The organism is Streptomyces sp. NPDC086835, from assembly GCF_044745705.1.
Lineage (GTDB): Bacteria > Actinomycetota > Actinomycetes > Streptomycetales > Streptomycetaceae > Streptomyces.
This window is the reverse complement of record NZ_JBIVAU010000024.1, coordinates 21,303-33,369: the sequence shown is the minus strand read 5'-3', so window position 1 is coordinate 33,369 and position 12,067 is coordinate 21,303. Positions and strand designations below refer to the sequence as shown.

Genomic DNA, 12,067 nt, shown 5'->3' with positions numbered 1-12,067 from the left:
CTGCGGCGCCTGGCGGTCTTCTCCGACGGTTGGACCCTGGCCGCGGCGGAAGAGGTGTGCGCCGACGAGAGGCTCCCGCGCGCCGACGTGCTGGACCTGCTCGCTGCGCTGGTGGACAAATCATTGGTTGTCGCCGAGCGTGTGGGTGCTTCCACGCGCTTCAGGATGCTTACTCCGATCCGGCAGTACGCCGCTGAGCAGCTGGCCGGCGAGTCGCAGGTGCAAGCCGCGGTCACTGAACGGCACGGTCGGCACTACACGCGGCTGGCGGAGCAGGCGGACATTGAACTGTGGGCGCTGAGAGAAGCCGGTCGCGCCCGGCTGGACCTGGAGTCGGCGAATCTGCGCAGTGCCACCGACTGGGCCTGCCGGGAGCACCGCAGCGAGGCCCTGCACCTCACGTCCGCCCTGAGGAACTATTGGCGTCTGCGGAAACGGCTGGCCGAGGGCATCACGGCCACCGAACTGGCCCTGGCATCCACTGATTCCACACCCTCGCCGGCCCGCGCGCTGGCACTGGCGACACTGGGCAGCCTGTCGTTCTTCAAGGGTGACCTGGTCCGAGCGATCAGTGCGTCGCAGGAGGCCATCGAGATGGCCGGGCACGTCGAGGCACCACGGGCCCATGCCCACGCACTGGTACGCCTGGGAGCGACGATCCTGATGATCGATCCCGGCGCCGCTTATCCATTGCTGTTCCAGGGGCGGGAGCTCGCCGAGAGCGTAGGAGACACGGAAATACGTACCGGCGCACTGACGGCTGTGGCCATGGCCTCCTGCTTCCAGGAGAACTATTCGGCGATGGAAAAGGCGGCCGCACAGGCCCTCGCCCTTGCCGAGTCCATCGGAGACGACACCGATGTGCGTTGGTGCCTGTGGGCCCAATCCGATCGCGCGCTGGTCCACGGTCATCTGACCGAGGCTAAAGCCCTCACCCAGCGTGCAATGTCAATGCCCGATGCCGATACACTCAGTCAGTCATGCACCGCCGCCCTGCAGTCGCTGTGTGACACCTTCGGCGGCCACCCCGACACCGGACGCGCACGAGCCCTGGCCCAACTCGAGGAGGCCCAGCAGGACACCACACGCATCGGTGTGGGAGTGCTGTTGCAGGCCCTCGGTTTTGCCGAACTCGCCAGCGGAAATTGGAAGACGGCACGCGTGCACTTCGAACGTTCGCTCCATAATGAGAGTGAAGGCGTGGGTTACATCATCTGGCATGCCCACGAGGCTCTCATGCGCTGTGCTCTGGCTGCCGGGAATCCCGACCAGGCCAACGTGCACGCGGGTGAGATCATCGCAATCGCTGAGCAGCTGGACAGCCCACGAGCCGTCGTCGTCGCTCAGTGTGGACATGCCCGGGCCGCCGTCCTGGCCGGCGACATCGGCAGCGCCGAAATGATCGCACACGAGGCGCTCGCCACCGCTGTTGACCGGGAGTGGTGGCTCGACACGCTCACCTGCCTGGAGATCCTGACCGCGATCGCAGTCCACCGCGGCCGCCACGAACGCGCCGCCCGCCTGCTCGCCGGCATCGACAGCGCACGAGCGTCGCGGGGATTCGTCCGCACCGTCCCCGAGCAACACCTCTGGGACAGCCTCTCCGCGGAAACCATCCAGGCCCTGCCGGCCTCACAACTCACCTCACTGCAACGTGAGGGCGCGTCGATGTCTCTCACAGACCTGGCCGACCACGCCCGGCGTGGCCGGGGGCGACGGGCACGCCCACAGCAAGGCTGGCAAAGCCTGACACCCGTGGAGCGCCAGGTGACCGAACTGGCCGCGCAGGGACTCTCCAACCCACAGATCGCCGAACAACTGTTTATGGCACGCAGCACTGTAAAGGCTCATTTGGCTCACGTATTCGCCAAACTCCAGATCGCAAATCGCACCGAACTCGCCAACAAACACTCCTCCCAGTACTGAGCTTGACGTCCCAGTGCGCCGCGAGCACAGAAAGTGAGGTTGCTGTAGGGAGACCCACTTGATGCGGCTGTGCAGATGTTGACTTCCTCCCCCTCGTGGACGAGGGGGATTCCTACGGCTCGCGCCGTGGGGTTTTCTGCTTCGTCGCCGACTGCCCGTCCGGAGTTCTCTGTTGAGGTCTTACACCAGCTCCACAGACTGTCACGGCCAGCCCGGCCGCCAGAAGGTTCTTCGCCGCGTTCACGTCCCGGTCGTGGGTCGTTCCGCAGATGCACGTCCAGGCACGGACGGATAGCGGCATCTTGTGGTGCAAGGCGCCGCAGGTGGAGCACAGTCTGGACGAGGGGAAGAAGCGGTCCACGACCACCAGGTTGCGCCCGTACCAGGCTGCCTTGTATTCCAGCATCGTCCGCAGTTCCCGCCATGCCGCATCGCTGATGGTGCGGGCGAGGGTGTGGTTTGTGAGGATGTTGCGCACGCAGGTGCAGGTCCTCGATCACGAGCGTTTGGTTTCACGCACGAGTCGAGTGGTCAGCTTGTGCAGGTGGTCCGCCTGCGATCGGTGATCCGGGCGTGGATCTTCACGACCCTGCGTCGGGCCTTGGCCCGGTTGGCGCCCTCGCCCCTGGCCTTCCGCGCCAGCTGCCGCTGCGCCGTGGCCAGGCGGGCGCGGTCGGCACGCTCGTGCCGGGGGTTGGCGCTCTTCTCCCGGTGGAGAGGGTCACCAGATGCTCCAGACCCGTGTGGATCCCGACCGCCGAGTCCCTGGCGGGGAGCGGCTTGATGGCCGGGTCCTCCACCAGGAGACAGACGAACCAGCGTCCGGCCGCATCCTGCGACACGGACACCGTCGAGGGAGACGCACCCTCGGGTAGCGGTCGGGACCACACAATGTCCAACGGCTCGGACATCTTCGCCAGGTGAGCCGGCCGTACCTGAACCGGAACGCGAACGTCCCGGCCCGGCCGGGGGCGTGGCCGGTCCCGCGTGGCCTCAGTCGCGCAGGAGCTCGAGCAGGATCGGGCCTTTTGCAAGATCGCTCGGCACCCCCTGTGCAGCACTGTCGTTCCCGCGACACGGCAGGACACGGAGCCCGTCGCCGGCCAGCCAGCTCGAAGTGTCGCGTGCTGTTTGCTACTTGACGGAATGATGAGGCTCCGTAAGAATCTGCTAAATCGATCCAGCGAGATCGGCCGACCGAAAGGTGTTCGCCTCTGTGCGCCCATCCGGCGGCCCGTCATGCTGGGTGATCGGCCGCTGGGATGTGAGAGCACCGGGCACGCCGCCGACCGCTCGCGGCTCTGGACATGTGCAGGGGACTTATCGAGCCTGGCGCAATCCGGTCCGGCAGCCTCATGCCCCCTGCGGCCTCCTTCCGCATCGCACCCCCACCCGCCCACCGCACTCACCAGTACCTTGATCGTCGGAGGCCGTTCATGTACCACTCGCGTTCCCGCTTACGAGCAACGACAGTTGCAGCCACCACCGCCCTCCTCGCCCTCAGCACCACCGTCAATGCGAAGGCAAGTCCCGCCGACTCCCTGAAGCCAAATGTCAACGACTGCATCAACCTGCCGGGTGGCGACGCACTTTTCCCTGGCAGGAAGGCCAGGTGCACGTTCCTGCCCAAGGAATCCACCGAGCGTTACGGTGCAGTCCAGGCGAGGTCGAACACCATCGAAACCTGCGACGCTGAGCCCGGCAGCGTGACCCTCAACGAAACCGTGCACGTGAGCAACTCGGTCACCTACTCCAAGGCCTCCACCGACGGCTGGGACACCCAGGTCTCCGTGGGCGCCACGCTCGCCGGAATACTCAATGCCGGCGTGCAGGCCGGCTACCACTCCTCGACGACAACGAGTTGGGCCAACACCACGGTCGAGGAGCACTCTTTCAGCGTCAGCGTCGACGGCGGGGCCAAGGTGCACTACGTGTATCGCCCCAAACTTGTGCGGACCACCGGAGAGCTGGTGCTGCGCTACCACAAGCGCAACCACGGGCAGATCGAGCGGCGACTGCCGCTGACCACCGAGACACCGGTGCTCAGCCAGGGCCGCCCGGTGGGCGTGTACAAGGTCGTGAACGAGGGCTGCAACTGACATCCGGCACTACAGACAGCGGGGTGCCCGTGCGCAGCACCGCACATGCCGCCCTACGCGTGCACGCCGTATCAAGCGGGAGGGCGCCGGATGCGGCCGCCGTGTCGCTTGGCTGATGCGGGCCGCCGGACGGCGGGGCCGACACCGTGGACGGCGGCACCTGACCACGATGCCTGATCCACGAGCTTCCATGCGGCCCGACTCGTTGTCCGGTACTTCCGGTCCAACCCCACGGTCTTGGACGCTCGCTGGTGCGACGACATCATGGATATCCCGACCGCGGAGGGCAGTCTCCACTGCCCACGGTCATCGGCATCGCCTCCCGTCGGGTGGTGGCTGGGCGACGGCCGGTCATCTTCGTACTGAGCTGGTCGCTGATGCTCTGACGGCCGCCTGCCGACAGCACTGCCCCATCCGTCCGGTGATCTTCCACTCCGATCGCGGGTGCCAGTACACCAGTCAGCAATGCGCCGCCCTGGCCGGCCAGGGCGGTATCCAGCTGTCAGTCGGCCGCACCGGACAGCGATGAGACAAAGCGCTCACCGAATCGCTCTCCACCACCATCAAACGTGAGCTGCTCGACACCGACACGTGGCCCAGCCCGGCCGCCGCCCGCACCGCGATCTTCGACGTCATCGAAGGCTCGTACAACTTGCACCGCCTGCACAGCAGCTCAGCTACCGCAGCCCGCCGACGACGAGACGGCACTCGCAGCCTGACCACCAAACCAACGGTGTCCGTCAAAGCAGAACAAGCTCAGAGGAGAACCTGAGTGAACAGCGCCTTACCAACCGGATTGACTCCTCATGGCGTCCGACCGTCGAGAGGCAGGACAATCTGGCGGCGGTGCCGGGTTGCCAGCCCTCAGGAGCCGACGCTATGAGAGCGCCCACTGACCCAGTAGCCCGTCTGGCAACCGCGCTTGCAGAGGCGCTGGGCCCTTGCTGGAGCGCAGAACAAACGGCTGGGGCTCGCCTGGTGTTCCTCGTCGACCAGGTAGGCGGCCACTGGGCTATGGCGGTACCCGACCCGCAGGGCATGCAGATCGCTCTCGCCGCCGCAGCCGCCCAGCGGCACCCCGTGCAAACCACCGGCTGCACCCCCGACCTGGAGGGCCATCACAGCCTGAACGACTGGCTCTCCCACGCCGACCTGACGATACCGGCCAGAATGATGGCCGGCGCTCTCCTGGACGCGATCGAACGGTCCGCAGGCCCGCTGCCTCCGGGCACCGGAGCGGTCCGCCCCTCGTAACGCGGACCGCTTCTTGAGATTGAGCATGAGTGGCACCGGCTCAGCCGGACACTCCGAACAGTGTTGAGCGTCCTGGTCGCCCGCGTCGTGCCGTATCCGGTCCCGGCAGATCGTGTCCGTGGTCCGGGGATGCGGGGCGCGTTTCCTCACGCCCTCGGGTGCCGTGCCTGGGCGGTCCGATGCTCACGACGATCGCTCTGGTCCTCGTGGGGCGGTGCCGTCCGCCGGCTGATGCGGTGCCCGAGGGCGCGTCGCCCGATCGCGACTCTCGCCGCGTCGTGACGGGCGGTTGGGTCGGATGTTGAGTCCGGCGCGGTCACCGAGCCGGGTGACGACGTCTCCGATCGACGCGTGCGGTGGTGGACGACCTGCTCCAGTGCGCTCTGGTGCACGTCAACCTGCTGCTGATGCAGCAGGTTTTTTGCCGATGAGAAGTGGGTCGACATGCTCACCGAAGCGGTCGGGCGGGCGCTCTCCCCGTTGTTCCGGACGCGCGTGAAACCCCTACGGCCGGTTCGAGCTGGACATGGACAGCTGCCTCGACCTGGACCTGACCGCACGGGCGGTCAGGTCCAGGCCCGCACATCCCGCAGGGTGAAACCGCGGCGGCCCCTCGTTGACTGGGCCCTGCCGCCCACGAACTGTGGCAGCAGGGGATGTCCAAGGCAGGGATCGGCCGGAAACTGCACCAGGCCACCGTCCGCAAACTGGTTAGCGCCCCCTCCGCGGACGTCGTCGTCGCCAAAAGCCTGCAGCGGGCGCACGTCGTCGACCCGTATGTCGGCTACCTGCACCGGCGCTGGAACGAAGGCGTCAGAAACGCCGCCCAGCTCTACCGCGAGATTCAGGACCAGGGCTACCCCGGAGGCGAGTTGGCCGTTCAACGTCATCTGCGGCAGTACCGCACCGGGCGCGGACACGCACCCGATCCGGGACCGAAGCCTCCCTCGGTCCGCGCGGTCACCTCATGGATCATGACTCACCCCGAACACCTGCGGCACGAGGACGCCGGCAAGCTTCACCGGCTGCGTGAACGCGATCCCGAGTTGGACCGGATCACCAGGCACGTCAGGAAGTTCGCCGTCATGATGACCGCACGCCGCGGCGACCGCCTCGAGGACTGGATCACCGAGGTCGAACGAGACTCCCTCGCCCCACTCGCGGGCTTCGCCCGCAACCTCCGCCGCGACTTCGACGCCGTCCGCAACGGACTGTCCCTTCCCCACAGTTCCGGCGCCGTCGAGGGCAACATCAACCGGCTGAAGATGCTGGCACGGCAGATGTTCGGCCGGGCCAGCCTCGATCTCCTTCGCAAACACGTCCTGCTTGCGCGATGAGTCCAACCCGTCCGGATCACAAGATCGTCGACAGAACCCGGATCAGGGACGGGCAGGTCGCGAACCGTCCGATCTACGTGGTGATGGCGGTGACCGTGGACGGCACGCGCGACATCCTCGGCATCTGGGCCGGCGGCGGCGAGGGCGCGAAGTACTGGCTGCACGTGTTCACCGAGCTGAAGAACCGCGGCTTGGACGATGTGCTGATGCTGGTCTGCGACGGGCTCAAGGGCCTTCTTGAGGCCGTGGAGACCGTCTGGCCTCGCACGATCGTCCAGACGTGCGTGGTTCACCTGCTGCGGAACTCGTTCCGTTACGCTGCCCGCCAGGACTGGGACAAGATCGCCAAGGCCCTCAGGCCCGTCTACACCGCACCCAGCGAGGACACGGCCACGGAGCGGTTCCTGGAGTTCCAGGAGTCCCGGGGACGGAAGTATCCGGCGATCGTGAAGCTGTGGTCGGACGCCTGGGTCGAGTTCGTGCCCTTCCTCTCCTTCGACGTCGAGATACGCAAGGTCATCTGCAGCGCGAACGCGATCGAGAGCGTCAATGCCCGCATCCGCAAGGCCGTCCGCGCCCGCGGGCACTTCCCCAACGAGGCCGCCGCCCTCAAGTGCATCTACATGGCGCTGATGAGCCTGGACCCGACCGGCAAGGGCCGCAAGCGGTGGACCATGCGCTGGAAGGCACCCCTGAACGCGTTCCAGATCGCCTTCGAGGGCCGCTTCACCCCGAGCAACAACTGACCACTCGATAACCACGATCAGCCGTTAAGTTGACACACCCAGCACCGACGCGGCGGTAACCAGGACCGCCAGCACCAGGCCTTGAAGTGCTGGACACGGGGCGTCGGTCGACCGGAAACTCACGTCCCAGCGCTGGTCCATGTCGACCTCGTGGGTGGCCTTGCGGGCGGTCGCCTCGTCCTTGCAGTGGTGGTCAAGAGCTGCCCATCAGCATGTCTCTCTTTTTGCCTCTTGCCTGCTCGGGCCGGGGCATGGGTCCGGCGGTAGGGCTTGCGCCGGCATGCTCGCCCGCCGGGCGTCAAGACGGGCAGAACGGCGTGCCGCCTCATGGTCTCTGAGTATGACGCCGTCGTTCGTCGCGCAAGTGTCTTCTGGGGAAGGGGCCGCGCCTGGCCGGGCCCGGCTGCGAATGCTGTAGTTCGAACGGTTTCCTGGAATCTGAGCGCTGTGGCGGCCGCCTGCACGCTCGAGCGACTGGCGGCTCCCAGTCGGCTGGCCGGGGTGGCGGCTCATTGAACTTACCGCCAGTTGGCGGATGAAAGCAGCTGCACAGGTCGATAAATTGCCTGAAATGCCGTCTATGCAGTCGTCTTAGGGGCTAACAGCTGACTTAAGATGACGCGCCAGGGAGAAATCATGCGTGGGGCTTCCTTTCAGCGTGTATGGCCCAGTTCCGTTTCTCGGCCCAATTCGCCAAAGTTCGTTGAGTCGGCAAAAGCCTGGCTCTTTGATATTGCTCCAGGGCGGTGGCGGTTTGAGTCAGCCCTGCACAGAGAGCCAGTGATACTTGCGAGAATGGTCCGCTTCCTGCTTGTCGCGGAATCGGCAGGTGCGCGATCGAATCGCCGTGCGCTGTCCCAGAAACCGCCCAGTGGATTTACGAAATACGCCGCAGAATGCGCCTCTGAAATATGCGAACACGAGGCCCAACGGGCTGCTGCACTGGCGGTGCAAGTCAGGCTGGTTGAGGCTGCGCTGGTCGCTCGAATCCGCAGGAGGTGAGCGAGGAGCGGGGATCCTGATCGTCGACGACACCGGCTTCCTGAAGAAGGGCGTGCGGTCGGCCAGTGTCCAGCGGCAGTACTCCGGCACCGCTGGGGCCTGTATCTCAATCACTGTGCGGTGCAGGGGCGTTGGCGGGACAATGAGGTGTGACTGCGCGTACGGCCACTCGGGCTTCAGTTGTGGCTTGAGGGCGAAGTTCGATCAGTTTCTTCCCCACCTCGATGAGCGGCGCCGTCGGATCTACCTGGCGAGCGAGGCCGCCGCGCTTGGCCACGGCGGGATCACGCTGGTGGCGGCCGCTTCTGGCGCCAGTGCGGTGACCGTCGCACGCGGGATCGCCGAGCTGTCCGGGCGCCCCTGCCGGGCGGTCCGAGCTCCAGGAGCCGGCCGTAAGCCGGTGACGGTCAACGACCCCGGTCTGCTGCCCGCTGAAGCTCTGATCGAGCCGCACACCCGGGGCGATCCGGTCTCCCCGTTGCGCTGGACCACGCTCTCACTGCGGTCCCTGTCCTCGGCGCTGACCCCTCAGAGCCACCCGGTCAGCGCGGCGACCGTTGGGCGCCTGTTGCACGCCGTGGGATTCAACCCTGCAGGCCACCGCCAAGACCACGGAAGGCGCCATTCATCCGAACCGGGATGCCCAGTTCACGCACATCGACGCCACCGCCGGGGCCTTCCTCGAAGACAACCAGCCGGTGATCAGCGTGGACTCCAAGGCCAAAGAGTGGCTTGGCAACCGCGACCGGCCGGGAGGCATCTGGCGGCCGGGCAAGAACCCGTCCGTGTGGACTGCCACACGTTCACCACCAGTGACCAGCCCGTGGTCATCGCCTACGGGCTCTACGACATCGCCCGCAACACCGACTGGGTCAATGTCGGGACCGACCACGACACGGGCGAGTTCGCGGTGAAATCCATCCGCCCTGGCACTTGCTGAGCTGCACTCCCGCAGCAGGCCGGCCCTCGGCTCCATGTTTCTAGACGAGGGCTTCGCCGCCCTCGACACCACCGCACTGACTTGGCCCTTGAGGTACTGCGCATCCAGGCCGGGCTACCGCCTTGTGATGGTGATAAGCCACCTGCACGCCGTCGCTGAGGCCGTCGACGACGTGCTGTGGTAGAGCGGACCAATACCCGGGCATCCGCCCGCTGGCTCATACCGGCCGAGCGTGACGACATGACACAGGCCGATCTCGCCAGCGGACTGCATTCCCAGGCGCGGGAGCCGCTTCAGCTCAAGGCGCGCAGTCCGCTGCTCTCATGGCACCGCGGCAATTTTGACACGGGAGTCGGCGCCGTCGCAGTTCTGAATCACGTTTGTGAACGAAGAAGCGCTGACTGCAGTTCCTGCTGCGTCGGGGGGCTGCTCCCTATTCGTGTGCAGTTCAGAGCAGCAGCCATCGCACAACGACTGAGCACCTGAGTGAGCCTCGCCGGAGCGGTAGGAATCCCCGCGTCAGCAAGGCAGTCCAAGAGAGCGGCCTGGAATGCGTCTCCGGCACCGACCGTGTCGGCGACCTGAACCTGGGGGGCGGGAATATGCACGTCTCCGTTGCTCGTCAGGGCCAGGGCGCCATGGCGGCCCTGCGTGACTACAACGAGCCGAGGTCCCTTGGCCAGCAGGGCCCGGGCGGCGTCTATCGGTTGCATGTTTGGAAAGAGCCAGGCGAGATCCTCGTCGCTTGCTTTGATGACGTCGGTAGCCGTCGCGAGCGTGAGTGCCATTTCACGGTAGACGATCCTGTCGGGTTGAACGGCGGGGCGGACGTTCAGGTCAGCAACGACGAGCGTGCGGCCCTGGGCGCGGACCTCTCGACAGAGCTTGAGGACATAGGAGGCCCCCGGTTCGACTACCACGGCCAAAGAGCCCGTGTGCAGGATCGCCGTGTCGGCGGGCAGGGGAAGGATGTGGGGATCCCATGTAGCGAGGAACTCGTAGGAGGCGGAGCCGTTCTCGTCAACGTAGGCCACTGCCAGCGGGGTGCGAAGTGAGGCGCTCGGCACCCTCACGATGTCCACTCCGGTTGATCGCAAGTGTGCGTTGACTATTTGCCCCGGAGGATCATTGACCCATGCGGTCACGAGGGATGCCGGCCGGCCCAGCCGCTTGAGCCCGACGGCTACGTTCGCCGGGCTGCCGCCCGGTGTCAGCCGTGGCTGCTCTCCCAGCCGCCAGAGCATGTCGACGAGGACCTCTCCGACAACAGTTACACGCGTCGCGCTGCTCATATTCATCCTTCCCCGAGTGCACGCAGTGCGTAGGCTTCCATGGTCACTACCGCGCTGTCCGCGCCCGATCCCCGGGACAACAGGGTCAGAGGACCGTTGCCGGACGGGTAGAACCGCAGGGTCATGGCCTCACCAGAACCAGTGAAGATCTCTGCGATGGAGTGATCGAGCAGGATGCGGAGGTGGACAATGCCACCAGGAACGGCCTCCGGCAGTGGCATTCGGTACGACCCGATGTGTGCGCTGGGATCGGCGGACGCCCGCCCACGGTCAACGGTGAGTACGCTGCCGCGGATCTCCAGATCCAGGTACTCCGTGGCGCCCTGCCCGGTCACGATCCTCAATCCCCATGCGGGGTCGTCTCCCAGGCCGATGAAGAGACAGATGTCCGCCGCGGCGCCCACGGCGCCGAGCACGGTCTCCGTCCCGGGCTGCGCGGTGTGAATCGCCTGCTCAGGCGCACCGCACCGCAGGCCAGTCAGCTCCTGGGCAGGTGCCTGGCGGGGACGCCCCTCACCATCGAGACAGATTTCCCGCGGCAGAGTGAGGACACCGGCCCATCCTGCCCCCTCCGGGCACGACCCGTCCCGTGCCTCCCAGGACCAGCCCCAGAGAAGCCAGCGACCGTCGGGTGTGTGCAGCAGCGCCGGGGCGTAGAAGTCGGGACCGTGGTCGAAGCGGTCGACCGCGTTGAACAGGTAGCGGTCACCGTCCCCCTGTCCGGACCAGGCGACCACGTGGGAGGGACCGGTCCGCTGGTACCAGGTGCTAGTGAGGAGCAGGGCGCGTCCGTCCGGATATACGGCCAGCTGCGGGCACTCCCACGCCTCCCCGGTGCGTACCAGGGGGGCGGCCGGATCCGTGTCGGCGCGTCTGTGAAGTGGTCCGCGGTAGGTCCAGGAGGCGAGATCCTCGCTCTCGTACAGGAGGGCTGCTCCGCTTCCGTCCGCGTATCCGGCCCCGACGAGCATTCGCCACGAGTCGCCGTCGTTCCAGACGTAGGGGTCGCGGAAAGTAGTGACGCCGTCCGGAGCCTGGGGCACCAGGAGTTCGGGACGCTTGGTGAAGTGGCGACCGTCTGGGTCTGAGTCCGCCGCGGCCACGGGCTGCCAGCGCTCCCCGGAGCGGTACGCCGAATAGAACGCGGTGATCCTGCCGTTGTGCGAGACGGCGTTGCCCGAGAAGCAGCCGTCGCTGTCGTGCCACCCGGGTTCGGGTGTGAGAGCGGTGGGCAGGGGCTCCCAGCACAGGAGGTCTCGACTGCGGTAGTGGCCCCAGTGGATGTTGTCGTGGGTGGGCGCCTGCGGATTGTGCTGGAAGAACACGTGGTACCACCCGTTGTGGTGCACGAGTCCGTTAGGGTCGTTGATCCAGTTGGCCGGCGGGCGCAGATGGACCTCGGGCAGGTGCGGGTCCGGCGTGCGGTTGCCCATGGGCAGCCTTTCGGAAGTGCTGTCTTGGGTAGCTTGTG

General features: G+C 66.4%; 9 protein-coding genes and 5 pseudogenes. 10 read left to right on the top strand and 4 right to left on the bottom strand.

The window, feature by feature from the left end:
• Positions 1 to 1,926: LuxR C-terminal-related transcriptional regulator (locus tag ACIPJI_RS36165; protein WP_402251190.1), on the top strand; the 1,926-nt coding region annotated here is incomplete at its 5' end.
• Between the two features lie 112 nt (positions 1,927 to 2,038).
• On the opposite strand, the pseudogene ACIPJI_RS36160 reads toward ACIPJI_RS36165, so the two are convergent.
• Positions 2,039 to 2,881: pseudogene (locus tag ACIPJI_RS36160) on the bottom strand (RNA-guided endonuclease InsQ/TnpB family protein); the annotation flags it as partial.
• A 751-nt stretch (positions 2,882 to 3,632) separates the two neighbouring features.
• On the opposite strand from ACIPJI_RS36160, the gene ACIPJI_RS36155 reads away from it, so the two are divergent.
• Together ACIPJI_RS36155 and ACIPJI_RS36150 are read left to right on the top strand one after the other, a co-directional pair.
• Complete coding sequence (locus tag ACIPJI_RS36155; protein ID WP_402251188.1) at positions 3,633 to 4,025, top strand: hypothetical protein; 393 nt, start codon at positions 3,633 to 3,635, stop codon at positions 4,023 to 4,025.
• Between the two features lie 115 nt (positions 4,026 to 4,140).
• The gene (locus tag ACIPJI_RS36150; protein WP_402251187.1) at positions 4,141 to 4,554 is read left to right on the top strand and encodes a DDE-type integrase/transposase/recombinase; all 414 of its coding nucleotides are present in this window, start codon (positions 4,141 to 4,143) and stop codon (positions 4,552 to 4,554) included.
• On the opposite strand, the gene ACIPJI_RS36145 is transcribed toward ACIPJI_RS36150, so the two are convergent.
• Positions 4,485 to 4,661 carry a hypothetical protein gene (locus tag ACIPJI_RS36145; RefSeq protein WP_402251198.1) on the bottom strand — a complete coding sequence of 59 codons (177 nt, stop codon included), beginning with the start codon at positions 4,659 to 4,661 and terminating at the stop codon, positions 4,485 to 4,487. The genes ACIPJI_RS36150 and ACIPJI_RS36145 overlap by 70 nt on opposite strands.
• Before the next feature lie 378 nt (positions 4,662 to 5,039).
• On the opposite strand from ACIPJI_RS36145, the gene ACIPJI_RS36140 reads away from it, so the two are divergent.
• The 7 genes and pseudogenes from ACIPJI_RS36140 (at position 5,040) to ACIPJI_RS36110 (ending at position 9,488) form a co-directional block, all read left to right on the top strand.
• Positions 5,040 to 5,279: a hypothetical protein gene (locus ACIPJI_RS36140; protein ID WP_402251185.1), complete on the top strand. Its 240-nt coding sequence runs from the start codon at positions 5,040 to 5,042 to the stop codon at positions 5,277 to 5,279.
• A gap of 656 nt (positions 5,280 to 5,935) precedes the next feature.
• Complete coding sequence (locus ACIPJI_RS36135; protein WP_402251183.1) at positions 5,936 to 6,616, top strand: transposase; 681 nt, start codon at positions 5,936 to 5,938, stop codon at positions 6,614 to 6,616.
• Between the two features lie 38 nt (positions 6,617 to 6,654).
• A pseudogene (locus ACIPJI_RS36130) lies at positions 6,655 to 7,362 on the top strand (IS256 family transposase); the annotation flags it as partial.
• Between the two features lie 964 nt (positions 7,363 to 8,326).
• Positions 8,327 to 8,461, top strand: a pseudogene (locus tag ACIPJI_RS36125) (transposase); the annotation flags it as partial.
• Positions 8,462 to 8,506: 45 nt separating this feature from the next.
• Positions 8,507 to 8,956 (top strand): annotated as a pseudogene (locus tag ACIPJI_RS36120) (hypothetical protein); the annotation flags it as partial.
• A pseudogene (locus tag ACIPJI_RS36115) lies at positions 8,922 to 9,304 on the top strand (hypothetical protein). The pseudogenes ACIPJI_RS36120 and ACIPJI_RS36115, both read left to right, overlap by 35 nt.
• A gap of 34 nt (positions 9,305 to 9,338) precedes the next feature.
• Entirely contained in the window at positions 9,339 to 9,488 is a 150-nt protein-coding gene (locus ACIPJI_RS36110) for a hypothetical protein (protein ID WP_402251182.1), read from the top strand.
• Between the two features lie 190 nt (positions 9,489 to 9,678).
• Here ACIPJI_RS36110 and ACIPJI_RS36105 read toward each other — a convergent pair whose 3' ends face one another.
• Together ACIPJI_RS36105 and ACIPJI_RS36100 are read right to left on the bottom strand one after the other, a co-directional pair.
• Complete coding sequence (locus ACIPJI_RS36105; RefSeq protein ID WP_402251181.1) at positions 9,679 to 10,596, bottom strand: carbohydrate kinase; 918 nt, start codon at positions 10,594 to 10,596, stop codon at positions 9,679 to 9,681.
• A 2-nt stretch (positions 10,597 to 10,598) separates the two neighbouring features.
• Positions 10,599 to 12,029, bottom strand: a complete 1,431-nt coding sequence (locus tag ACIPJI_RS36100; RefSeq protein WP_402251180.1) for a glycoside hydrolase family 32 protein — start codon at positions 12,027 to 12,029, stop codon at positions 10,599 to 10,601.
• Positions 12,030 to 12,067: the final 38 nt, after the last annotated feature.